General features: G+C 33.8%; 20 protein-coding genes and 1 other RNA gene. 8 read left to right on the top strand and 13 right to left on the bottom strand.

Annotated features, from left to right (window positions below; translation table 11 throughout):
* Positions 1–41 precede the first annotated feature (41 nt).
* Both ACSVH7_RS11965 and ACSVH7_RS11960 read left to right on the top strand, forming a co-directional pair.
* On the top strand, positions 42–1709 hold the full coding sequence (locus ACSVH7_RS11965) for a flavin monoamine oxidase family protein (RefSeq protein WP_438066929.1): 1668 nt from the start codon (positions 42–44) through the stop codon (positions 1707–1709).
* Between the two features lie 33 nt (positions 1710–1742).
* Positions 1743–2597, top strand: a complete 855-nt coding sequence (locus tag ACSVH7_RS11960) for a hypothetical protein (protein WP_438066928.1) — start codon at positions 1743–1745, stop codon at positions 2595–2597.
* Between the two features lie 847 nt (positions 2598–3444).
* Here the strand turns inward: ACSVH7_RS11960 and rny are convergent.
* From rny to ACSVH7_RS11940, 4 genes are all read right to left on the bottom strand, one after another.
* A complete protein-coding gene (gene rny, locus ACSVH7_RS11955) occupies positions 3445–5010 on the bottom strand; it encodes a ribonuclease Y (RefSeq protein WP_438066927.1) in 1566 nt (521 codons plus the stop codon).
* Between the two features lie 49 nt (positions 5011–5059).
* Positions 5060–5166: non-coding RNA, 6S RNA (gene ssrS, locus ACSVH7_RS11950), on the bottom strand.
* 51 nt (positions 5167–5217) lie between these two features.
* Positions 5218–5508 carry a cell division protein ZapA gene (locus ACSVH7_RS11945; RefSeq protein ID WP_438066926.1) on the bottom strand — a complete coding sequence of 97 codons (291 nt, stop codon included), beginning with the start codon at positions 5506–5508 and terminating at the stop codon, positions 5218–5220.
* A gap of 3 nt (positions 5509–5511) precedes the next feature.
* Positions 5512–5802 (bottom strand): hypothetical protein, encoded by a 291-nt coding sequence (locus ACSVH7_RS11940; protein ID WP_438066925.1) that lies wholly within the window; start codon positions 5800–5802, stop codon positions 5512–5514.
* 177 nt (positions 5803–5979) lie between these two features.
* Between ACSVH7_RS11940 and ACSVH7_RS11935 the strand changes: the two genes are divergently transcribed.
* The 3 genes from ACSVH7_RS11935 (at position 5980) to ACSVH7_RS11925 (ending at position 10957) form a co-directional block, all read left to right on the top strand.
* A complete protein-coding gene (locus tag ACSVH7_RS11935) occupies positions 5980–7680 on the top strand; it encodes a M23 family metallopeptidase (RefSeq protein WP_438066924.1) in 1701 nt (566 codons plus the stop codon).
* Between the two features lie 8 nt (positions 7681–7688).
* Positions 7689–10151, top strand: a complete 2463-nt coding sequence (locus tag ACSVH7_RS11930; protein ID WP_438066923.1) for a TonB-dependent receptor — start codon at positions 7689–7691, stop codon at positions 10149–10151.
* Positions 10152–10234: 83 nt separating this feature from the next.
* Positions 10235–10957 carry a hypothetical protein gene (locus ACSVH7_RS11925; protein WP_438066922.1) on the top strand — a complete coding sequence of 241 codons (723 nt, stop codon included), beginning with the start codon at positions 10235–10237 and terminating at the stop codon, positions 10955–10957.
* A 1-nt stretch (position 10958) separates the two neighbouring features.
* Here ACSVH7_RS11925 and ACSVH7_RS11920 read toward each other — a convergent pair whose 3' ends face one another.
* The 5 genes from ACSVH7_RS11920 to ACSVH7_RS11900 are packed head-to-tail and all read right to left on the bottom strand — an operon-like array spanning position 10959 to position 16827.
* Positions 10959–11660 carry a hypothetical protein gene (locus tag ACSVH7_RS11920; RefSeq protein ID WP_438066921.1) on the bottom strand — a complete coding sequence of 234 codons (702 nt, stop codon included), beginning with the start codon at positions 11658–11660 and terminating at the stop codon, positions 10959–10961.
* A gap of 53 nt (positions 11661–11713) precedes the next feature.
* Positions 11714–13543, bottom strand: coding sequence for an ABC transporter ATP-binding protein (locus ACSVH7_RS11915; RefSeq protein ID WP_438066920.1), 1830 nt, complete (start codon positions 13541–13543; stop codon positions 11714–11716).
* Positions 13543–15270: a phospho-sugar mutase gene (locus ACSVH7_RS11910; protein ID WP_438066919.1), complete on the bottom strand. Its 1728-nt coding sequence runs from the start codon at positions 15268–15270 to the stop codon at positions 13543–13545. Before ACSVH7_RS11910 ends, ACSVH7_RS11915 begins: the two co-directional genes overlap by 1 nt.
* 57 nt (positions 15271–15327) lie before the next feature.
* Positions 15328–16284, bottom strand: a complete 957-nt coding sequence (locus ACSVH7_RS11905) for a glycosyltransferase family 2 protein (protein ID WP_438066918.1) — start codon at positions 16282–16284, stop codon at positions 15328–15330.
* 9 nt (positions 16285–16293) lie between these two features.
* A complete protein-coding gene (locus tag ACSVH7_RS11900) occupies positions 16294–16827 on the bottom strand; it encodes a DUF4199 domain-containing protein (protein WP_438066917.1) in 534 nt (177 codons plus the stop codon).
* Positions 16828–17070: 243 nt separating this feature from the next.
* On the opposite strand from ACSVH7_RS11900, the gene ACSVH7_RS11895 reads away from it, so the two are divergent.
* From ACSVH7_RS11895 to ACSVH7_RS11885, 3 genes are all read left to right on the top strand, one after another.
* On the top strand, positions 17071–17322 hold the full coding sequence (locus ACSVH7_RS11895) for a type B 50S ribosomal protein L31 (RefSeq protein ID WP_315152961.1): 252 nt from the start codon (positions 17071–17073) through the stop codon (positions 17320–17322).
* Positions 17323–17485: 163 nt separating this feature from the next.
* The gene (locus ACSVH7_RS11890) at positions 17486–18661 is read left to right on the top strand and encodes a GlmU family protein (protein WP_438066916.1); all 1176 of its coding nucleotides are present in this window, start codon (positions 17486–17488) and stop codon (positions 18659–18661) included.
* Positions 18662–18835: 174 nt separating this feature from the next.
* The gene (locus tag ACSVH7_RS11885) at positions 18836–20473 is read left to right on the top strand and encodes an ABC-F family ATP-binding cassette domain-containing protein (protein ID WP_438066915.1); all 1638 of its coding nucleotides are present in this window, start codon (positions 18836–18838) and stop codon (positions 20471–20473) included.
* A gap of 54 nt (positions 20474–20527) precedes the next feature.
* On the opposite strand, the gene ACSVH7_RS11880 is transcribed toward ACSVH7_RS11885, so the two are convergent.
* The 4 genes from ACSVH7_RS11880 to ACSVH7_RS11865 all read right to left on the bottom strand — a co-directional run bounded on the left by ACSVH7_RS11880 (position 20528) and on the right by ACSVH7_RS11865 (position 25015).
* Positions 20528–21622 carry an ABC transporter permease gene (locus tag ACSVH7_RS11880; protein WP_438066914.1) on the bottom strand — a complete coding sequence of 365 codons (1095 nt, stop codon included), beginning with the start codon at positions 21620–21622 and terminating at the stop codon, positions 20528–20530.
* A 68-nt stretch (positions 21623–21690) separates the two neighbouring features.
* Positions 21691–22644: an HlyD family secretion protein gene (locus ACSVH7_RS11875; protein WP_438066913.1), complete on the bottom strand. Its 954-nt coding sequence runs from the start codon at positions 22642–22644 to the stop codon at positions 21691–21693.
* A 53-nt stretch (positions 22645–22697) separates the two neighbouring features.
* Positions 22698–24083, bottom strand: a complete 1386-nt coding sequence (locus ACSVH7_RS11870; RefSeq protein ID WP_438066912.1) for a TolC family protein — start codon at positions 24081–24083, stop codon at positions 22698–22700.
* A 104-nt stretch (positions 24084–24187) separates the two neighbouring features.
* Entirely contained in the window at positions 24188–25015 is an 828-nt protein-coding gene (locus tag ACSVH7_RS11865) for a DUF5692 family protein (protein WP_438066911.1), read from the bottom strand.
* Between the last annotated feature and the right edge of the window lie 333 nt (positions 25016–25348).

Raw genomic sequence — 25348 nt, 5'->3', positions numbered from 1 at the left:
TCTTTGTGTAATAATTTAGTGCTAACCAAATAAACCAACCCATGAGAAATCCAAAATCAACAGTATTAAAAAACATTTTAGCAAATTTAAAATTAGCTCAATTTTCAAACGAGAACCCTGAAATTGAGGTAGATAAAATCATTGCGTTTAAAAATGCGGATGCGGTTACCCGACGAAAATTTGTAGGTGATGTAGCGAAGTTTGGTTTACTTACCGGTATAATTGGAACCTCAATGATAGGTTGTAAAAAAGCTACAGAGCCAAATGTTGAGGAGGTTTCCAATGGTAAAGTACCGCTTAAAAATGATAAAAAAGTAGTGATCGTTGGCGCCGGAATAGGTGGTTTGAATGCGGCGTATCAGTTGAGTAAATCAGGTATAAATGCTACAGTTTACGAAGGAAGTTTCCGTTTAGGAGGTCGCATTTTGACGCATTATAACGATGCCTTACAAATGGGAATTCATCCAGAATTTGGTGGTGATTTCGTCGATTCTAATCATGAAGATATGTTGGCATTGGCCAAAGAATTTAATCTAGAATTAGTGGACATGTATGCTGAATCTAAAGCGGCAGCATTGGTTCATGAAACCTATTTTTTTGATGGAAGACATATTTCTGATGAAGAAATAATAAAAGAATTTAAAAAAATAGCACCGAAAATACTCAAAGATGCCGAAAGCCTAGGTGAAGATTATGATACTCCAGCTGCTTTGGCTTTTGATAAAATGACTTTATCAGCGTACATTAAATCTTTAAAATGTGTACAATGGCTGAAGGATGCTTTCACGGCAGCTTATTTGGCCGAATTTGGATTGGATACTTCAGAACAATCTGCTATTAATTTTTTAGATATGATTGATACGGATACTTCTGAAGGCTTTAAAATCTTTGGTGACAGTGATGAAAAATACAGAATTAAAGAAGGAAATTCAAAGCTGATTGAAAATATTGCTGCAAAATTGCAACAACCTGTTGTCTTGAATTCAATGCTTACTGCAATTTCTAAAAAAAATGAAAAGTACATTTTGACTTTTAAAGATAACAAAGAAGTTGAAGCAGACTTTGTGATTCTTACATTACCATTCACGATGTTGAGAGAGGTGAAAATGGACTTACCAGAAATGACTCCTGAAAAAAAGAATTCGATACAAGAATTAGGATATGGTCAAAATAATAAATTGTTCATTGGATATGAAAATAGACCGTGGCGTGAGGGTAAAAACAAATTTTATGGTTACTTATTTCATAAGGATATTCACGATGGATGGGATTCTAGTAGTATTAAAAGTGTGGCCAGTAACAAAGGTGCTTACTGCTGTTTCTTTGGTGGTGATGAATCTATCCGCCTTTCGAAAATAGCGATCAATAATAAATATGCTCCAGCTAATCATATTTGGAAAACGGATTTACCAGAGAATGAAATCAGCAGATATCTTCATGAATTAGATGAAGTATTTCCTGGGTCTAAAAAAGCGTATGCCAATAAGCATGTCTTTGCGGCATGGTCTACTTATCCTTGGGTAAAAGCGAGTTATACTTGCCCAAAACCAGGGCAATGGAATACAGCTATGTTGCATACAGCAGCTCCTATTGGAAACATGTTTTTTGCTGGAGAGCACTGCAGCGTAGACTATCAGGGATTCATGAATGGAGCTGCAGAAACTGGAAGAATTGCTGCTCAAGAAGTAATCAAAAAAATGACTATTTAAGAATACTAATCAAATCAATAAAAACCAAACCAAATGAAAAAAACTATTTTATTATCAATGCTTGTATTGTCAAGTTTCGTGAAGGCACAATCGGTTGCCAAAGATTCAACTACCGCTGAGACAGAGTCTGTAAAAGGGACTTGGGATTTAAACCTGGATTTAGCTTCAAGATACATTTGGCGTGGACAATCTTGGGGAGGAGACTACCCTGTAACGCAGTTATACGGAAATTATAATGTAACTGATCGTTTTTCGGTAGGCTTTTGGGGAACGCATAATTATAAAAAAGAATATTATGATGCCAATGGTACTACCAAAGGCTATCGAGAAATTGATATTGTGCTTAATTATACTGTGAGCGATTTTCTTACGGTTTCGGCTCAACAGTATTATTGGCCTTCTACAGATAGACAAGAAGGGGTTTCCAACAAGTTTTTTGATTGGGGAAACACTAGTTCAAATACTCTCGATTTGATGTTAATGTTTGATTTCTCTGAGCATGGGTTGCCACTTTGGGTTACTACAAGTACGTTTTTGGCGGGTAATGATTATAGATACAAAGATGAATTTGATGCCAAAGGAAAGCAAAATTATACCACCTATACAGAAGTGGGGTACAACTATGAGGCGCCTTTAGGAATTACTATAGCTCCGGTTTTAGGAGTGGTTTGGAACAATAAAGCACAATATTATAATGCAGGAGATTATGACAAGCCTTCTTTTGTGAATCTAGGTTGTAAAGTAACTAAGGAAGTGAAATTATCAGAAAGTATCGTAATGCCAATTTGGTTAAACTATACCTACAACGCCACTGATGCCAGAGAAAATCTTGGTTTTTTGAATCATCAGTTTTTAGTAGCAGGAGTGACTTTCTCTCTTTCTAAGTAAATTGAATTTCAGAGTTAGTACTATAATTACTGATTTTTTTTAGAAATTTAAGTACTGTAACTGCTATCGTAATATTTTTATACTATACCCCTTGATGCTGGTTCGTTAAGGGGTATTTTGTTTGCAAAAACGATATCAAAATCTTTAACCCAGAATCCGCATTAGACTTCGTAGCGAGACTGAATTATTCAATAAAAGCAAGGGCTCACGGACTATTTTTGAAGAAGGAGTACTTTTGTATTTTGAATTTAAAAATAGGAGTAAGTTCTTGGTTTTGAAGAAGAATTTAGTCGTAGTAGATTTCTAATGCGGAATCTGGGTTTAAGATTTATCACAAAGCACAAAATTTCGCAAACCTTGCGATTATCCTTTGCAAACGCTTTGCGGTTAAGTTAGTTGTAAATTGTCATAGCATGACTTTCTTGAAACGCAGATGCTAGGCTAATAGACCTACAGGTTGAGTCTTGCAGAAGGCACAAAGGATGACAGTAGGCAAATAATACCATAGTTTTACAACAACTGATATTCATTCACAGAACGCTGCTAAAAAGAGTATAAGAATAGTGAATTAAGTAATTAGAATAAAATAGTGTCATACTCTATATTAATTTCTCGCAAAGCCGCAAAGTCGCAAAGAAAGTGTGAATAGTGCGCCTTTCTGTCTTAGCGAGAATATTGATGGGTAAATTATTAGCGAAATAGTGTAAGTCGAAGTCGGAATTAAATACGACAATTTATATTGCCAACAACTTAGTTTAGTAATAGTAGATTTCTAATAAAAATTAGCATTAGACATAAAAAAAGGGCAAATTTTAAATTTTGCCCTCTTTTTAAAAAGAATTGATTTTTATTTAGCAATATTCACTGCTCTTGTCTCTCTAATTACAGTAACTTTTACTTGACCGGGATAGGTCATTTCTGTTTGGATTTTTTGAGATATTTCAAAAGATAAGGTTGCAGCGTTGTCATCGGATACTTTTTCGCTTTCTACGATCACACGAAGCTCTCTACCAGCTTGAATAGCATAAGCATTTTTAACTCCAGTAAAGCCATAAGCTACTTCTTCTAAATCTTTCAAACGTTGAATATAAGAATCCAATACTTGTCTTCTGGCACCCGGTCTAGCTCCTGAAATAGCATCACAAACCTGAATGATTGGTGATAATAGCGATTTCATTTCGATTTCGTCGTGGTGTGCTCCGATGGCGTTGCAAACTTCTTCCTTCTCGCCGTATTTTTCTGCCCATTGCATTCCAAGTAAAGCATGTGGTAAATCGCTTTCAGCATCAGGTACTTTTCCAATATCATGAAGTAAACCAGCTCTTTTAGCTAGCTTAACATTCAGACCTAATTCGGCAGCCATGATACCACAGAGTTTAGATACTTCACGTGAGTGTTGTAGTAAGTTTTGTCCATACGAAGAACGGTATTTCATTCTACCTACCACTTTAATCAATTCAGGGTGTAATCCGTGGATTCCTAAATCGATAACGGTACGCTTTCCAACTTCGATAATTTCGTCATCGATTTGTTTTGTAGTTTTGGCTACTACTTCCTCAATTCTTGCTGGGTGAATACGTCCATCCGTTACTAATTTATGCAATGATAAACGAGCAATTTCTCTACGAACAGGATCAAAACAAGACAGAATAATAGCTTCTGGGGTGTCATCCACAATAATTTCTACACCTGTTGCGGCCTCAAGCGCTCGGATGTTTCTACCTTCTCGTCCAATAATTCTTCCTTTAACATCATCAGATTCAATGTTGAATACCGAAACGCAGTTTTCCACGGCTTCCTCAGTACCTACACGCTGAATGGTGTTAATGATTATTTTTTTAGCTTCTTGTTGTGCAGTAAGTTTTGCCTCTTCAATAGTATCTTGAATATGAGACATGGCTTTTGATTTTGCTTCAGCTTTTAATCCCTCCACCAATTGTTCTTTTGCTTCATCGGCAGATAAGCCCGAGATAACCTCTAGTTGTTGTAACTGACTTTTATGTAATTTTTCAACTTCTAATTGTTTTTTATCAAGCGATTCAATTTTAGTTTGAAATTCTGATTTTTTGGCTTCGAATTCGTCATTTACTTTTTTGGCTTTTGACAATTCATTTGAAATTTGTGATTCTTTGTCACGAACTCTTTTTTCAACTTCGGCTACCTTTTTGTCTCTTGCTAAAATTACTTGTTCGTGCTCTGATTTTAATTCAATGAATTTTTCCTTTGCCTGAAGAATCTTATCTTTTTTAATGTTTTCAGCTTCTAAGTTGGCGTCTTTTAAAATTGAGGAGGCTTCTTTTTTGGCATTCTTAATTAAATTAGAAATGTTACTTTTTTCAATGATTTTGGCAATACCAAAACCAACCGCAATACCTATTATTCCTGAAACAATTATTAATAATGTGCTATCCATTTGTGTTTAAATTATATGTATAAAAAAACCTACATTAGTGGGATTGTATAAACTCGAAAAGACAAGTTTTGAGCTAACTCGTTGTTCAAGCTTCCAAACTGAATTGGCTTGCTATAGTAACGATGATTCGCTCATTCTAAATTGTTAGTGTTGAGTTTATCAAATAAGAACTAATGTAGGCAGTATCTTAAATCTTTTGTATGAACGTTAATCGAGATATTGATCTAAAACAGCATTGATTTTTTGCAATCTATCGATGGTTTCATTGCCATTAATTGCATTGTCAATCTGTTTTTGTTCCACTTGAGAGGCAAATTGTAAAGCACACATGGCTAAAACATCTTGCTTATCTCTAACGGCATAATTTTCTTCAAACTGCTTAATCATCATATCAATTTTTTTGGAAGCACTTCTCAGTCCTTCTTCTTGTGATGGATCTACCGTTAACGGGTAAACTCTATCTGCAATTGATATTTTTATTTTAAGCTTTTCTTCCATTTTTTAATCTGATAGCTGGGCTATACAGTAATCAATTTCACGAATTAATGAATTTATTTTAAGCTTTGTATCTCTTTTATTGTTGTCACTGCCTAATAATGCATTGGCTATTTTGAGTGCTTCATACTGCTTTTTCAGCATTTCAATCTCTACAGATTGTTGGGATATGATTTGTGTTGCATCACTTAATTTATCTTGCAATTCTAGATTGTTTTTTTCTATAATTTTTAGTTTAGAAAAAAGTTTTACAATCTTATTTTCAAGAGTATCAATTATTTCTGCAATTACACTCATTTTATAACCAATTCATTTCTTAATCTTACAAAGTTAGTATTCCTTTTTAGTATTGCAATATTTTATTTGTTTTTTTGTGCTAAAATATTTAGTGAGCTGATAGTCAGTGATTTATTTATTCTTTTATTCTTTTTTTTTAATTTTAAGAGTTTTGGTTACCTTAGCAAAAAGATTAAAATGAAGTTTTATTGTTTTTTACTGTTTTTAGGAATTACGCTGACAGCGCAAAATCAATATCCTAAAGATTATTTTAGAGCTCCCTTAGATATTCCGATGCAATTATTTGGAAATTTTGGTGAATTGCGTCCCAATCATTTTCACGCAGGATGGGATTACAAGACGCAACAGCGAGAAGGGCTACCCGTTTATGCCGCTGCAGAGGGCTACATTTCTCGAATTAAAATATCAACCTTTGGGAACGGAAAAACAATTTACATTACCCACCCTAACGGATTTACTACAGTTTATGCCCATTTGCAGAAAGCAGTGGGTACTATTCAGGAATTGATTAAAAAAAGGCAGTATGATGAAAAATCGTTTGAAGTAGAGATTTTTTTACGTCCTAATGAAGTGCCAATTACGAAAGGGCAACTTATCGCATTATCAGGAAATACGGGTGCTTCTGAGGGACCTCACCTTCATTTTGAAATTAGAGATTCTCAAACCGAATTTGTGATTAATGCCTTGTTTTTTGGTTTTGATACTTTATTAAAGGATTCCAAAAAACCACAAGTTACTGCCGTTTATGCCTACCCTTTAGATGACAAAACAATCGTAAATCAGTCCTTACGTCCCATTCCTATTAATTTGATCTTACAAAAAGACGGTACTTATTTGGCTGATCCCGTTATGGCTAATGGAAGAATTGGTTTTGGAATTGTGGCTACCGACATGGATGATGTTTCATTTAATAAAAATGGCATTTTTGAAGTACAAGCATTTTACAACGGAACGCCCACGTATGCCTATCAATTTGGAACTTATTCGTTTGATGAAATGCGTTATATCAATGTGTTGATAGATTATGCTAAGTATAAAAAATCGCAACAACGCATACAACGCTTGTTTCGAACAGCACCATTTGATTTGAGTATTGTGAAAACCGATGCCAGTAATGGAATAATTTCGGTTGTGCCTAATTTGACTGGGACTTATCGCATTGAGGTGGCTGATTTTTTTAAAAATAAAACAATAATCTCCATTCCTATAATTTATGATGTAAAGTCAGGGGTGATTCCCAAAGAAGCGACTCCTGCGAATTATTTTATCAAAGCCCAAAAAGAATACATTTTTGAAAAAGAAAATTGGACGGTTACTTTTCCAGCCAATACTTTTTATAATGATTTTGAGTTAAATTTCGCTGTAGCTAATAAAGTGCTTACTTTACATGATGATACGGTTCCGGTACATGCTAATTTTACTATTCAAGTGCAAGATTCAACGCATACCACATTCGAAAAAGAAAAGATGTTCTTGGGAAGGATTGAAGGCGGGCGTATTTCCTATAATCCAACAGTTGTAAAGGAAAATATATTTTCTGCCAGAGTCAAAACCTTAGGCAAATATGGGCTTGTTTTGGATAATGTAAATCCAGTGATTACTATTGCAAAACCTATTGAAGGAAAATGGATTACTTCTCAAAAAGAATTGAAACTTTCTATTTATGATGCTTTATCTGGTATTAAATCCTACAATGCTTTTTTGAATGACCAATGGATATTGATGGAGTATGATAACAAAACCCGACAACTCACCCATGACTTTAGTGATGGAATAGTTGCAGAAGGAGCTAATATACTCAAAGTGGTTGTAGTAGATCAAATGGGAAATTCTACTACCTTTGAGACTCGTTTTTTTAGAAGTCAAATCCTTAAATAACTTGCTATTTGAAAAAATTTCATCTACTATTTCTTGTTTTTCTCTTTTTAGTATCTCCTGTTTTTTGTCAAAAAGGCAAGTTACAAGGGTATATTTACGATGCCACTAATAATCCTATAAGTGATGTTACTATAACTGTGCAAGGACTGACATCTCTATCAAATTCAAAAGGCTTTTATTCTATCTCGATTCCTTCAAATCAAAAGCTAACGATAGTTTTTAGCCATCTTTCTTTCAAAAAGGCGACTTTATTTTTGACGATTCAACCTAAAGAGGTGGTTGATTTTAATATGGTTTTAAATGATAAAGAAGAGCAGATGGGAGAGGTGATTGTTACAGCAAACAATAAAAAACGAATACAAGGTATCTTGACGATGGATGCTGCTACTATAAAAAACATTCCGGGGGCTAATCCCGGGATTGAAAATGTCTTAAAATCTTTGGCTGGCGTAAATTCTAATAATGAATTGAGTACTCAATACGCCGTTAGAGGCGGAAATTACGATGAGAATTTAGTTTATGTAAATGAAGTGGAAGTATATCGCCCTTTTTTAATTCGTTCTGGACAACAAGAAGGGTTGAGTTTTACAAATACCGACTTAATTCAAAATATAGACTTTTCTGCTGGAGGATTTCAATCAAAATTTGGTGATAAATTATCTTCTGTTTTAGATATCACTTATAGAATTCCCACGCAGTTTGGTGCTACCATGGAAGCTAGTTTTTTAGGGGGAAGTGCTTCTTTAGATTTGATTTCGAAAGACAAACGATGGACTGCAGTTACAGGGTTACGCTATCGCAATAATAGCTTGTTAGTTAATAGTCAGGAAACACAAACTAATTTCACCCCCTCATTTATTGATGCGCAAACGGCTGTTAATTTTCAGGCTTCGTCTAAATGGAAGTGGAGTTTTTTAGGAAATGTATCTCAAAACAATTATAATTATGAGCCTTTAACTCGGAAGACAAATTTTGGGACCATTAATGATCCCAAAGCTTTACTGATTTTTTATAAAGGTCAAGAAAAAGATCAATATCGCACTTATTTTGGAGCTTTAAAAACAATTTTTTCTTCTTCTGAAAGCAATATTTACAAACTTATAGCATCGGTTTTTCATACTTTAGAAAAGGAGCATTTTGATATTTTGGCTGAATACCGGTTAGGCGAAGTGGATGCTACTATTGGCTCCGAAAACCTCGGGGAAGTAACTTTTTCTCGTGGGATAGGTTCTCAATTAAATCATGCCAGAAATGATTTGGATGCTTTAATAGCTACAATTGAGCTAAAAGGACTGCATGACTGGAATAAAAATAGTGTAGAATGGGGCGTTAAATATACTAGAGAGTCTATTCGTGATCGAATAAGCGAATGGGAAGTAATTGATTCTGCAGGGTTTTCAATAAATAGACCACTTGTTTTTCCGCTAAAAGACGAGCCTTATGCCGTTTATAAAGGACCATTAGTGCCTTATCAAGCGGTACGCGCTATAAATTTTAATTCGATAAATCGATTTTCTGGGTATGTACAATGGAGTTGTAAAGCGAATGTAGGAAACGGTTTAGTATGGAGTAATGTGGGGATAAGAACCCAAAGTTGGCAGGTTAGTGGAGGCGCTGTTTCTGGAAAGCAATTGATTACAGTGAGTCCAAGAGTGCAATTGACTTACAAGCCTGCTGTCGAGGCCAATTTGTTGTTTCGATTATCAGGAGGGTTTTATCATCAACCGCCTTCTTATCGTGAACTTCGGGATCATGAAGGCGCGGTACAGCCGAATGTAAAGGCACAGCAATCAATACACTTGGTTGTAGCAAATGATTATATGTTTACTTTGTGGAATCGTCCTTTTAAATTGGTTTCGGAGCTTTATTATAAATCGTTAACGGATGTAAATACCTATACCATCGATAATGTGAGGATTCGATATGCTGCAAATAATGAGGCAAAAGGGTATGCCAAAGGAATTGATCTAAGATGGAATGGTGAGTTTGTCCCCGGAACGGAATCTTGGATCAGTTTTGGGTATTTGAAAACAGAGGAAAATACTAATGGGAAAGGCTTTATTGCTCGTCCTACCGACCAACGGCTAAAATTTGCCATGCTTTTTCAAGATTATATGCCCAATATTCCGAGTGTGAAATTGTATCTCAATTTGGTATATAATACCGGTTTGCCTGGAGGATCACCGTCTTATGCAGATCCTTATTTATATCAAAATAGGTTGAGAGATTACCGTCGTGCCGATGTAGGGTTTTCTAAACTTTTAGTAGATAAAAATAGTACTAAATCCTATAAGAAATGGGCTAATCATTTTCAAGAACTCGCTATTGGATTAGAGGTTTTTAATATTTTTAATAATCAAAATGCCATAACTAATACGTGGGTTCGAGATGTCTATACAAAAACACAATATGGGATTCCAAATTATATGACCACTCGTGTTTTTAATATTAAATTAAATGCACGATTTTAGAACCTTTCAATTTTAGGTTGATTTTGCAGAAGAGTAGGAAGGGATTTGATAGAATTGATTACTTTTGAATAAATATGTCAAGCATGAAAAACAATACAATCGTCGGTTTGGTTTTGGGAATACTTTTTATGACTAGTTGTCAAAAAGAAGTAGAAAGTCCGAAGGTGATCTATGATAAAACGCCAAAAACAGCTTCAATGCCAAAACGGGACTCTTCCAAAGTGGCTATTGCTGATTTGCCTATACAAATGGAAGGAACTGAGTATTTGATTCATCCAATAGGAGATTTACGAATTTATGAAAAAGGATTAAAATCAAAGTATGGTTCTTCGGCGGTTAATGATGCTAGTTTTACAATTAGCAATGTAGCTCAAAATGAAATCACTGGTTTTTTACAAAATTTAAAATTTCAAAAAATTGATTCTGATTCGATACACGCATTATCCAATGAGCCTATTTTGATTGAAACAGCGACTTACTTAAAGCCGGTGGCTGATCGAATCCAAAAGCAAATTATGGTATACACCATGGTAGATGCGGATACAAATAAAGACGGAAAACTAGATACGAATGATATCAATACGCTTTATTTAAGTCTTAGTAACGGAAAAAAATTTACTAAAATTTCTACTGATTTAGAAGAATTGATTGATTGGAATGTAATTGAATCCACTAGCAGATTGTATTTTAGAACCATTGAAGATACCAATAAAAACGGGCAATTTGATGAGAAAGATGTAGTTCATTATAATTATATCGATTTGAGTAAGAAACATTGGGAAGTGATTCGATATGCTCCAATATAGTTTAGATTAAAATATCACTTTCTAAATCAGATTTTTCTATTTCAATATCAAATCCTAACTGAGAAACTAATTGAATGACTAAATTTTTATACCAGTTTTCGGACTTGGGATGAATGTAAATTTTCTCAATTAATTGATTGATATCCACATTTATTTTTAAGCCATCATTCAATTTTAAATTGTTTTCAGTAACATCGCTGATAATACGAACTTCTCGTTCATATTGAAAACTTTTTCTTTTATATAGAAAAGGAAAAAATAAGTCGTCAAAGGGAATGTATTCCTTTTTGTAGTCGATATAATTTACTTCTCCAATATATTGTTTAAAATGATCTTCTGGCGCTAAGGCTTTTTGTAGTCTTTTGATGGTGGATTGTATTGCTAAACCTTCACTGTTTTGAGTGAAAATTTGCCACATTGCAAAGGATTCATATTCGTTAATATGCCAGCTACTTATGGCTACTTGTTCGCGATGAGTTTTGTAGTATTTTAAAAAATCAGGATTGTCTTTAGAGAGTTTCTTGATTTCTTCATAAGTGGGCTCGCTAAATGTGCCTTCATATTGATCTTCAAATTTGTCTGACCTAGACATGAATAATTTTTGAGATAATAATAAATCTAAAAATTTAGACAGGTCTAGGTATTTCCAGACAATAGTTTCAGGGGCTTCGGGAAGTTTTATATTGGGGTTGTCTAGATACATTTGTAAAATTTAAAAAGAAAATAATCTTCTTTAAAGATACAAATCATTTCAGACTATTCAAGGGATTGCATGGTTACTAATTTGTTATAAGTACCCTTCATAGTGATCAATTCTTCATGTGTTCCTTGTTCGACTATTTTACCTTTTTTCATCACCACAATTATGTCTGCTTTTTGAATGGTGGAAAGGCGATGCGCAATCACAATAGAAGTGCGGTTTTGCATCATGTTTTCAAGTGCTACTTGCACAAATTTTTCACTTTCAGTATCCAAAGCAGAAGTTGCTTCGTCTAAAATCATGATTGGTGGGTTTTTGAGTACTGCTCTAGCAATAGACAAACGCTGTTTTTGACCTCCTGACAGTTTGTTTCCACTGTCGCCTATATTAGTGTAAATGCCTTTAGGAAGCGTCGAAACAAATTCATAAGCATTAGCTACTTTTAAAGCTTCAATGATTTCTTCATCGGTGGCGTCAGGTTTGCCAAGTGCAATGTTTTCCTTAATAGTGTCGTTAAATAAAATACTGTCTTGTGTTACTAGTCCTATTAAGCTTCTTAATGAGTGTAAATTCAAATTTTTAATATCGTGATTGTCTATCGAAATAATTCCTTCGTTCACGTCGTAAAATCGCGTTAATAAATTGGCGATGGTGCTTTTTCCGCTTCCTGATTGTCCTACTAAAGCTACGGTTTGTCCTTTTTTTATCTCAAGAGAAAAGTTTTTTAATACATTTTCTTCTTCATATCTAAAGTTGATGTTTTGTAAAATAATCTTGTCTTCAAAGGCTGTTTTTGTTACGGCATTGTCTTTTGAGGTTATTTCGTTCTTAACTTCTAAAACTTCAAAAACCCGTTGCGCTGCGGCTAAACCATTTTTTACCGAATACGATGCTTTAGAAATTGCTTTTGCAGGTGTTAGGATGTTGTAAGCCAAAGTAAGATAGACAATAAATGCAGATCCATCTAAAGTCTTGTCAACTAAAACTAAATTTCCGCCATACCATAATAAAACGGCAATAGTAGTAATACCCATAAACTCACTTAAGGGGGAGGCAAGGTTGTTTTTGTTTCCAATACTGTTAGATAATTGTAATAATCTAGTGATGGAATCGTTGAATTTGTTTTTAAAAGTGTTTTCGGCATTATAGCTTTTTACAACTTTCAATCCTCCTAGGCTTTCTTCAACGATGGAAATGAGCAATCCACTTTCATTCTGCGCTTTTAAAGATTTTGATTTAAGATTTTTACCAATTTTTGAAATGATTAAGCCAGAGAGTGGAATAAAAACTAAAACAAAAAAGGTTAGTTTTGAGCTAATGGCGAACATGGTTATTAAGGCAAAAACAATGGTTAGTGGTTCTTTAACAACAAGTTCTAAAATTGAAAAAAAAGAATTTTGTACTTCATTTACATCGCCAAGCATTCGCGCCATTACATCACCTTTTCTTTTTTCAGAATAATAAGAAATGGGCAATTCGATTATTTTATCGAACATTTTTTTTCTCAAATCTTTTAATACCCCGTTTTTGAGGTGCATGATGTGATAGGAAGCTAAGTAATTAAAAACGTTCTTTAATAAAAAGGTAGTGATTACTAAAGCTACTACTAATAATAGCGCAAATTGTGGACCGCTTCCTTTTGTTATTATTGAAATTTGGTAATATAACAAGTCTTTTCCATAGTGCATGATGTTTTCTATGCCATTATAAACAGGTGCTTTTTCTATTACTTTGTTTTTACCAAACAATACTTCAATCATTGGTAATAAAGTAAGCATTGAGATAGTGCTAAATAAGGCATACAAAATGTTATGAATCACATTCCAAAGGATGTGTGATTGATATTTTTTTGTATAAGGAATTAGTTTTATTAAATTTTTATCCATTAGTTCAATTGCATAGCTGCAATGATATTTTTTATTTTTTGATCTAATATGTTTTCTACAGTTTCAAAATCAGCTATTGCTTCAAGTTCGGTATTGACACTAATATAAAATTTAATTTTAGGTTCGGTACCGCTTGGTCTTGCGCAAATTTTTGAACCATCTTCTGTGTAATAAATAAGGACATTCGATTTTGGAATATCCATACTCAATTCTTCGCCTGACAACAAATTTTTGGCAATAGAGGATTGGTAATCTTCCACCATAATCACGCGTTGGCCATTGATTTCTTTTAAAGGATTTTCGCGCAAATCAATCATCATTTGAGTAATAGCTTGTAAGCCATCCATTCCTTTTTTGGTTAGCGAAACCAAATGTTCTTTGTAAAAACCGTGATCCACATAAAGTTCGATTAATTCTTTATACACAGTACTTCCTTTGGCTTTAGCCTGAGCAGCCACTTCGCAAATTAGTAGCGTGGCAGCCACAGCATCTTTATCTCTTACAGCGTCGCCGACCATGAACCCAAAACTTTCCTCTCCACCGCCAATAAATTCCAACTCAGGAAAGTCTTTAATCATTTTGGCAATCCATTTAAATCCTGTTAGGCCTACTTTGCACTCTACATCATAAGCAGTCGCTAATTCCATCATCATAGGTGTAGAAACAATGGTAGAGCCTACGAATTGTTTGCCGTTAATTTTCCCAGCTTGTTTCCATTTTTTCAATAAAAAAGCGGTCATTAAAATCATGGTTTGATTGCCGTTAAGCAATACCATTTTTCCTTCGTTATCACGAACAGCAACGCCAAGGCGATCACAATCAGGATCAGTTCCAATTACGATATCCGCATTCGTTTTTTCCGCCAAAGCCAAAGCCATGGTTAACGCTTCCGGCTCTTCTGGATTTGGAGATTTTACTGTTGGGAAATCGCCGTTTGGTACAGCTTGCTCTTCAACAATTTGAACGTTAGAATATCCTGCTTTGGACAGCGTTTCAGGAATAACCGTTATAGAAGTTCCGTGCAAAGAGGTAAAAACGATATTTAAATTTTCTTTGGCAGCAGTAGGAGTATTAAAACTAGCGTTTTCGATAGAAGATTGAATGAACGCTTGGTCTATTTCGGTATCAATAAAATGAATCAAATCTTCGTTCGCCGTAAAATTAATTTCATCGTATTTAAGGTTTTCAATAGCATCAATAATCGCTCCGTCTTGTGGAGGAACGATTTGTCCACCGTCTTGCCAATATACTTTGTAACCGTTGTATTCTGGAGGATTATGAGAGGCGGTTAGTACAATTCCGCAATGACAGTTCAAATGTTTTAAGGCAAAAGACAATTCTGGTGTAGGGCGTAAATCTGAAAAAAGAAACACCTCAATTCCGTTAGCCGAAAACACATCAGCCACTATTTTGGCCAATGTTTTACTGTTGTGACGACAGTCAAATGCAATGGCTGCTTTTATAGATTCTCCTGGAAAAACGCTTTTCAAGTAATTAGATAATCCTTGTGTGCTTTTTCCTAAGGTATATTTGTTGATTCTGTTATCGCCCACGCCCATAACACCACGCATTCCTCCTGTTCCAAATTCTAAATTCTTGTAAAAACTTTCTTCTAAGTCTTTTGGTGCGGTGGTCATCAATTCTTTTACGGCCTTTTGTGTGGCGGTGTCAAATGTTGGCGTAAGCCATACATTCAAGGCGTCTAGGATGTTTTGAGGAATGTTCATTTTATATTGATTTTATATGAAACAATAAATTATGTTTAAATTTTTAATGAGTTGGTATTATAAATTGAGTTGATTCGCGATTTTATATCGAGTTTCATTGTTTTTTGTTCTAAGGATAATTTCGCCCAGAAAACCTGCTAAAAACAATTGAGTACCCAAAATCATGGTCGTTAATGCAATATAAAACCACGGATTGTTAGTGACTAAAATGTATTTCATATCGTTGTACATGTGATACAGTTTAGAAACTCCAATGTAGGCTGCTGCCATAAAACCGATAATAAACATCAATGAACCAATTGCGCCAAAAAGATGCATGGGTCTTTTGCCAAAACGGGATAAAAACCAAATGGTTATTAAATCCAAAAAACCATTAATGAAACGATCCATTCCAAATTTTGTTTCTCCGTACTTTCTGGCTTGGTGTTGTACTACTTGTTCACCTATTTTTCCAAATCCAGCATTTTTAGCTAAAACAGGGATATAACGGTGCATCTCACCTGATACTTCTATATTTTTTACAACTACATTTTTATAAGCTTTGAGTCCGCAGTTGAAATCATTAAGTTCAACGCCTGAGGTTTTTCTCGCTGCCCAATTGAATAATTTAGAAGGGATGTTTTTGGCCACCACCGAGTCGTAGCGTTTCTTTTTCCAACCTGAAACTAAATCGTACTTTTCTTGGGTAATCTTATTGTATAATCCCGGAATTTCGTCAGGACTGTCTTGTAAATCGGCATCCATGGTGATGATTACATCACCTTTGGCTTGAGCAAATCCAGCATGAAGTGCTTGTGATTTTCCAAAGTTTTTCATGAAACGAATCCCCTTTACGTTGGGATTTGTTGACGCAAAATTTTCAATAATAGTCCAAGAATTGTCGGTGCTTCCGTCATCCAAAAAAAGGATTTCATAGGAGTAATTGTTGGATTGCATCACTTTTAGAATCCAAGTGTACAATTCTTGTAAGGATTCCTCTTCGTTGAGAAGCGGGATTAGGATAGATAAATTCATTTAATTGTTTTATTCTTGAGAAGATCTTCTAGTTTTGAAAAAGGCAGCCATAATAAGTCCAAAGATTGAGCTGAAAACAAGATTAGTAAAGAAGCCTTTTAATTGTGCCGCTATGTCATAAGGGCTATTTTCTTTCATTCCTTTAATGGCTTCGTTGATGGCAGCGGAAGGTGCGTTGAATTTCTGCATCATAGAAACGGTGTATTTTATAGTCATTTCTTCTAAAGATTCTTTAGCAGACGGGTCAATAAAATTCCATAGAATTATATTGAAAACTGTTGCAATTAAAATCCCGACAACAGCATAAATAAAGTAAGTTGTAAAAGCATCCTTAAAAGAAAAATCAGTCTGAATTTCTTTTTTAGTTTTTGAGAGTAATACGATTGAAAGTACAAGAGAAGATGAAATGATGATGATGAAAATCCAAGAATTAAGGAATAGATTTAAATCAATTGCATATATGGTAGCCGTAATTAAACAGGAAATGATTCCGCTAATTATACCAAAGGTAACCCCATTTTTTTTTATAGTTTCGTTAATCATATTGGTTAGGTTTTAAATTAATCTACAAATATAACAATTCTGCATTTATTAGGAGTAGAACAAAATGTTTTTTAGGTAAACACAAAAAAAAAGCAACAAAGGTTTGTATTTCTAAAAATAAGTGTAAATTTGCACACTCAAAAATAACAGTATAAATAAAAAGTTATAAGATGTTTATACCTTTTCATTCAGAAGAAAAGCTGCAAAACAAATTATAATTGAACTAATAAAAAAAGATTTAAGATGAAAAAAGGTATTCACCCAGAGAATTACAGATTAGTTGCTTTCAAAGACATGTCAAATGACGATGTTTTTATTACTAAATCTACTGCAGACACAAAAGAAACAATTATTCACGAAGGTGTTGAATATCCAGTAGTAAAAATGGAGATTTCTAGAACTTCTCACCCTTTTTACACAGGTAAATCTAAACTTATCGATACTGCAGGACGTATTGATAAATTCAAAACAAAATACGCAAAACACGTTAAATAATTTTAACTCGTTTTTCAAATACAATGAAGCCTTTCTTTTTAGAGAGGCTTTTTTTGTTGGGTAGTGATTACTCAGGGCTTGAGTTGAAATTGTACCATAAAATAAAGTAACTTTGTAGGTGATAACCAAATCGAAAAAGAAACAATAGCCAAATCAATTTTTTATGAATTACATTCTTTTTGACGGTCCTGCTCGAAATGCTTTGTTACCGTTTACTTTTACCCGTCCTGTCGCTGATATTTTGGTAGGAATTATGACCATTCGACAAAAATGGGAATTACATCTAGGGTCTACTACCACGACTCTAACGGAAGAATACTTGTCGGATAAATATCCAATGGTTGAATTAGAGGGTAATGTTATGATTAATGCCTCTTTCTTGCCGAATGCGATTTTAGCGGAATTGGTGAGTAATTTAGAACCCAATCAAGCTATTTTCAAAAGAGACGAGATCATCGCTTTTTATACTTCTGAAAACCAAGAAGAAGTTGATTTTGATACGTATGAGATTATAGAATACAACGACGACTGTATTACAATTGAAAATACTTGGGATATTTTTTCTAAAAATGATGCTGCAATTCGGGAAGATTTTGATTGTTTAACTCAGGATAGAAGATCGCAACTCATTCCTAAAAGTGTGAATGTGATTGCTCCTGAAAATGTATTTATTGAAGAAGGTGCCCAATTGGAATTTGTAACCCTAAACGCTACATTAGGACCAATTTATATTGGAAAAAATGCAGAAATTATGGAGGGTTCAGTTATTAGAGGTCCTTTTGCTTTATGTGAGAATGCTCAAGTAAAAATGGGGGCTAAAGTGTATGGCGCGACAACAGTTGGTCCGGGTTCAAGAATAGGGGGAGAAGTAAAGAATTCAGTGCTTTTTGCTAATGCTAATAAAGGACACGAAGGGTTTTTAGGTGATTCAGTGGTGGGTGAATGGTGTAATATTGGAGCGGATAGTAACAATTCAAACCTTAAAAATAACTATGAAGAAGTACGTTTGTGGAGCTATGAAACTGAGGGTTTTGCGAAAACCCGACTTCAGTTTTGTGGTTTAATGATGGGGGACCACAGTAAATGCGGTATCAATACCATGTTTAATACTGGAACTGTAGTAGGAGTGAGTGCTAATATCTTTGGCAGTGGTTTTCCTAGAAATTTTGTGCCAAGTTTTTCATGGGGAGGTGCTTCAGGATTTACCACTTACTTAACCAAAAAAGCTTTTGAAACTGCTAAATTGGTGATGTCTCGAAGAAATATTGTTTTTGATGAAAAAGAAGCAGCAATTTTAGAGCACGTTTTTGAAGTTACAAAAAAATATCGCAAAGAATAGTTGGTGCTTCAGTTATTTATAGAAAATGCCTCTTCTGTTTTGGAGAGGCATTTTTTTTGTAGTTAATGGGGTTACCAATTGCGCAATTCTTTATTTAAACTATCTTTGCACCTTCAAAATTTTGGCGTTCGAAATCATCTGATTTTTAACCTCTAACCTTTTATTTTTAAATTAATGATTACAGTAAACGATATTGCCGTTGAATTTGGTGGCACAACGCTCTTTAGCGAAGTTACCTTTGCTATCAATGAAACCGATAAAATTGCCCTTATGGGTAAAAATGGAGCGGGAAAATCTACTTTGTTAAAGATAGTTGCTGGTGCAAACAAACCTACTCGTGGTGTAATTTCGGCTCCAAGTGATGCGGTGGTAGCTTATTTGCCACAGCATTTATTGACGGAAGATAATTGTACCGTTATGGAAGAAACATCCAAAGCTTTTGCGGGTGTTTTGAATATGAAAAAAGAAATTGACGAAATCAATGAGCAATTGACTATTCGTACGGATTATGAAAGTGATGCGTATATGAAATTGATTGAAAGAGTTTCTGAACTGTCTGAAAAATATTATTCTATAGAAGAGGTTAATTATGAAGCTGAAGTTGAGAAAATATTAAAAGGTTTAGGTTTTGAAAGAGAAGATTTCAATCGACCCACCAAAGAATTTTCTGGAGGTTGGAGAATGCGAATTGAATTGGCAAAAATCCTTTTGACAAAACCTGATTTAATTCTACTCGATGAGCCAACCAATCACTTGGATATGGATAGTATTGAATGGTTAGAAGACTTTTTAATCAATCAAGCCAAAGCCGTTATGGTAATTTCTCACGATAGAGCTTTTGTTGATAATATTACAAACCGAACTATCGAAGTAACAATGGGAAGAATTTATGACTACAAAGCCAAATATTCTCACTATTTAGAATTACGTAAAGACAGACGCGTTCATCAGCAAAAAGCTTATGATGAGCAACAAAAATTTATCGCCGATAATCAAGCGTTTATAGAGCGTTTTCGTGGTACTTTTTCTAAAACTGATGCTGTGCAATCACGTGTAAGAATGCTAGAAAAAATTGTTCCGATCGAAGTGGATGAAATTGATACTTCGGCTTTAAAATTGAAATTTCCACCATCGGCTCGTTCGGGTCAATATCCTGTTATTGTTAAAGATTTGGAAAAAGCGTATGGTGATAAATTGATTTTTAAAGATGCCAATTTAGTAATTGAGCGCGGTCAAAAAGTAGCTTTCGTTGGTAAAAATGGGGAAGGTAAATCCACCATGATTAAAGCCATTATGAAGGAAATTGAAATCAATGGAGGTTCTGTAGAAGTTGGTCACAATGCACAAATTGGTTATTTTGCTCAAAATCAGGCAGCAATGTTGGATGAAAACGCAACCATATTTGATACCATTGACAGAATAGCTGTTGGCGATGTTCGAACGCAAATAAAAAATATTCTTGGAGCGTTTATGTTTCAAGGAGATGATATTCAAAAGAAAGTAAAAGTGCTTTCAGGTGGAGAAAAAACGCGTTTGGCCATGATTAAATTGTTATTAGAACCCGTAAATCTTTTGATTCTGGATGAGCCGTCCAATCACTTGGATATGAAAACTAAAGATATTATTAAAGATGCGTTGCGTGATTTTGACGGAACTTTAATTCTAGTTTCGCACGATAGGGATTTCCTTGACGGATTGGCAACAAAAGTTTTTGAGTTTGGAAACAAACGTGTGGTAGAACATTTTGAAGACATCAAAGGTTTCCTTGCTCATAAGAAAATGGATAGCATGCGAGAAATCGAAAAGAAATAGGTTACTTTTTCTAAAATAATATAAAAGGCAAGTGTTCATTCACTTGTCTTTTGTTTATAATTGCGTTTTTAAAACTTCTTTACGTTTAAAATACAAAGCAATAAAAGCCAATATGGCACAAACCGCGCCAATAATAATCATGCCTTTGATAGAAGCATAAGTTTGGCCTAGTGTTCCATTTTCGATTATTAAGATTCGGAATGCATTTAAGAAATGAGTGAGCGGGATTACATTAGCGATTCCTTGAATCCACCCCGGCATTTGACTTAAAGGCCAGCTAAATCCACTCAAAATAAAACTTGGAGTAGCTATAACCATTAAGATTTCTGTTGCTTTTAATTGACTTGGAATTAAAATACTGACTAATATACCAATAAACGATACGGATATAACAAATACTCCTGCCACAAATGTGAGTTCCCATAAATTTTCAAAAAAGGGAATATTAAAGTAAAAAGTAAACATCCAATACAATAACCAAACACCAAAACTCATTATTAAATAAGGGATGATTTTTATGCTCATCATTTTGATGATGGAAGGGCATTGATCCACTAGAATGCGGAAAGTGCCATTCTCAAATTCTGAAGCAAACGATAGCGCTAAGGCTAAAAGCATTACTTGCTGCAAAACTGCTGATAATACTCCAGGCCATAAATAATATAGGTAATTACTACTTCTATTAAATTTTTTAATAAAAGTTGTCTTAAAGGGTTCGTATTGTGATGCTAATAGTTTTTCTGGGACGCCTTGTTTTCTCAACGTTTCGTATTGTACCCCAACTTTTAAAGTGCCTAAGCAAACTTGAATGGCATTTGATGAAAAGTTAGCCGTTAATATGTTGGCCGTATTGACAAAGGTGATTATTTCTGGATAACGCTTAGTGAGCACATCTTTTTGAAAGTCTTTCGGTATAATTACAACACAATTTGCACCATTATCAACTGCAATTTTTGAAAGATTGTTTTTGTCGTACAACACAGCTTTAATGGTTAAAACTTCGTCATCATTAAACATTTCAATAGCTTTGGCACTCATTTCGGATTGATCCAAATCTACTACAACGATAGCTAAATCAGTAGCCTTTCCTTTGCTGTATACGTAGCCTAATAATATTGCGTACAATAAAGGAGCACCTATAAAGAGCATGCGTAATATTTTATTTTGCCAAAAGAGTTGGAACTCTCTTTTTAATAAATGAAAGAAATTTCGCATATTTATAAAGCTAAAGTTACAGTAGTTTTTGTAATTAAGTCCTTAGTTTCATTATAATCTATAGGAGAAACTCTTACTTCATACAAGCTTTCTTGTAGTTCATAATCAGGATATGCAGTAGCTATATTTCCGTAAGCTCCAAGTTGCTTTATTAATGATATTTTTCCCTTTACCTTTTTATCGGAGTTGGGGATACTAATGGTAATCTCTTGTCCTTTTTTGAATCCTTTAAGTTGACTCTCTTGTAGTGTGAATCTGAAATAGGTACTATTATTGATATAACCATTAAAAAGAGTGTATCCTGGCAAAGCTAATTCACCCAAATTTAAAGTTATGGTTTCGATACTCATATCTTGTGGAGCTATTACAAATCGTTCTTTATTTGCGGTTTCTACTTCTTGTAGGGCTCCATAGGCTCTCTCTTGTTGTCCTAAGGCCATAGTTTGTTGTTCTATTCTGGCTCCTTTTTTGGCTTCATCTAATTCCGCCAATACGGCGTTGTATTGTGCTTGTGCTCCTTGATATTTTGCAAAAGTTTCGTCAAACATTTGCTGAGATACAAGCGAGTCTTTAAGCATATTTCCTAATCGTTTAATTGATTTTTGTGCAAATTCATATTGCTCTTTTAATCCTGATTTTTTTGCCTCTAGTTGTTTTATTTGGTTGTCTGTAGCTCCTTTTAAGGCCATTGAATATTGTGCTTTAGCACTTACAACAGTGCCTTCAGCTTGGCTTTTCTTTGCATCGACTTCAGGAATGTCTAAAATTGCTAAAGTATCTCCTTTAGTTACAAAGTCACCTTCTTTTACCAGTAATTGTACAATTTTACCCGGAACTTTACTGACTATTGCAATTTGTTCGTTTTCAACTTTACCTTGCATAAGGCTTCTATTTTCAGCTTTTTTACAGCTAAAAAGCATTATAATTAAAGAAAGGAATACAATCGTTTTTTTCATGATAGTCTTTTTTTGATTTAACAGTGGCTGAATTATTTGCCAATAAGTAAAAATTATTTTTTTAGTTTTGAAGATAGTTCACCTGTAGCGATGATGGTTTCAATTACAGATAGACGTTGCTCTATGATGGCATTTACTTTTAAAACAGCATTTTTGAAAAGATCATTTTCTGCTTCTAAGCGTTCTGAAATCGAAATTAGACCTTCTTTATATTGTTTTACCGCTAGATTTAAATTATTAGTAGCAATCTTTTCTTGCTGTGAAGTAATTGCAATTTTTTGATTTAAAACAGTATAGTTGATATAATTGTTTTCTAATAACAATTCTAATTTTTCTTTGGTGTCATCAATTTGATTTTGAACTTGTTCAATATTTATTTTAGCCTCATGTATTTTGTGTTCTCTTTCAAATCCTGCAAAAATTTCCCATTTTAAACCAGCTCCAACAATCCAATTATCACTAATTGTAAGTTCATTTAATCCTAAATACAAAGCCTCGTTAATTCCTGTAATAACTTGAGTTGTGGCACGAGCATTAAATAAACTAGAATAAGCAACTCCTCCAAAAGCCGCTAAAGTAGGCAAATATGTCCCTTTTTCTTTTTTCAATAGAAATTCATAGGCATTCTTGAATGATTCTAGTGCTTTTATTTCTTGCTTGTTTTCAGTGGTTAATTTCTCATTGCTTAGTATGTAAGGTTCTAAATTGTAGACCACCTGATCTATTTCTGTATTACTATAACCTGTTAAATAATTCAATTTTTTGTAAATAAGTTGTCTTTTTCCATTTAACTCTATTCGTTTTGAATCTAATTCTAATGAGGCTAATTTTATTTTATCGCGATCATAAGGAATAGCAAGTCCTTGTTCGACGGCTTTAGTAACTCGTTTGGTTTCTATGTTTAACCTACTGTTACTGTCGTTTAAAAGTTTTTCGATAGAATGTAAAAGCGATAATTGATCAAAAGTTGTGATGACGTCTTTTATGATGCCATCTTTTTCTGAATCTTTTAAAAAGGCTGTCCCTATTGCTTTTTCTTTAACGGCTTTTGCTGCATTTGGAATTTGGAATCCACTGAATAAAACAGTTTTAGCCATCACACTACCATTAAACAAATTGCCGTAATTTTTAAATGATGTTTTGCCGTCAAAAATTGGATAGTTTACTATCGGAATTTGTGTAGCTGGCAAATCTACTGTGAGTTTATTATCAAAATAGGAATACAAGGCTGTGGCCTCCACTGTTGGAATATATTTATTCCAAATTCCTTTTTCTTGCAATGTAAGTTTTTCAATTTCAAGCTCTTTGTTTTTTAAGGAACTACTTTTAAGTAATGCTTTATTGATGGCCTCCTCGAGACTAGATGAAACAGCAATTTGTGAAATAGCAGTTGTTATTACAAAACAAAACGCAACAAGAAAAAATAATTTTTTGTTCATACGAATTTATTTAATGCGTTATGTTAAAATTAGATAGCTAAATTTATGAAAAAAAAGAATACTCATTTTGAATATTCTTTTTTTATTTTATCTTTTAGTGTTAATTAGTTAACATGTACTTCTTGACCAAAACCAAAACGTTTTTCTCTGAACATTTTAGAGAAATGTATCCAAGCAAAAGCAGCATTGGCACCAAAACTGATTAGACCAACAATGAGTAACATCGTTTCATTATATTCTGGCATTATATAAGTATTTGGATTGTCAACATAATAATTGAATGTGAATAAATACATCATCCAAGCACTTAATGTTATGGCTCGAGCTTGAAGCCAAGTTCCTTTTTTGATAAATATGGCTGGAACTGTACAAGAAAACAATACAGCTACATTATAGAAAGTATGTTGAGGAACACAGAAATAGATGTAAGCAAAATTCCAAATATCATAAGCAATGATCCAAAATACAAGCATGTCTGGCCAAATCATGTCTTTTATGTTGTCTTTGGTTACATTGATTCCAACCCAACCCGAGATAGTTACAATAGATAATAAGCCTGCAACACCATTAAGGTAATGCCAAATGCCACCATTTTGTCCGCCAAGCTCAAAATCTCTCATCACGGCTTCTAATATGTTTATTGCAAGGATTAGTGCTGGAAAAATAAGTAAGTTTTTGTTTTCTCCTAATTTTGTGTACCTAATAACAATAAAGATTAGAACTCCTGCAATCGCTGAATACAATTTGGCTGTGTGGAACCAAGTATTGATGGTTGCATCTGGATGATCTGCGGCAGTTGGCCAAATTGTAAAAGTTAAAACAGCAGCAATACCTACAAAAACAATTAATGAAAGCCATTTTGACCTTCTGAAGACTTCGTTTAGGACTAATAATCCTAAAAAAATGGACACTACATGAATGATTTTTTCCATAAAATTGTTTTTTTAAAGTGTTAATATTTATAAAGATAAAAATATTAACGTTCTAAATTATAAATAGCTGTTAATTAAGTAGATAAAAATGTATTTTTTTAACCATAGTTTAATTGACTACTTACTGATTTTTGTTGTGTTTTATTTAAGGTATAAATGATTATAGAATTACGACAATTGTAATATCTCCCAAAACGTAGGTTTATAGTCAGTTTTTTAAATATTTAGGATTAAGTTTTAATTTTAATTTTTTCTTTAATACTTTTTTTAAGATCAACACTTGTTAATATTTGTTTAATGTGTTTTATTTCAAAATATTAGAATTTACATTTG

Source organism: Flavobacterium sp. TSSA_36, from assembly GCF_051547165.1.
Taxonomy (GTDB): domain Bacteria; phylum Bacteroidota; class Bacteroidia; order Flavobacteriales; family Flavobacteriaceae; genus Flavobacterium.
This window is presented reverse-complemented; position numbering and strand designations above follow the sequence as displayed.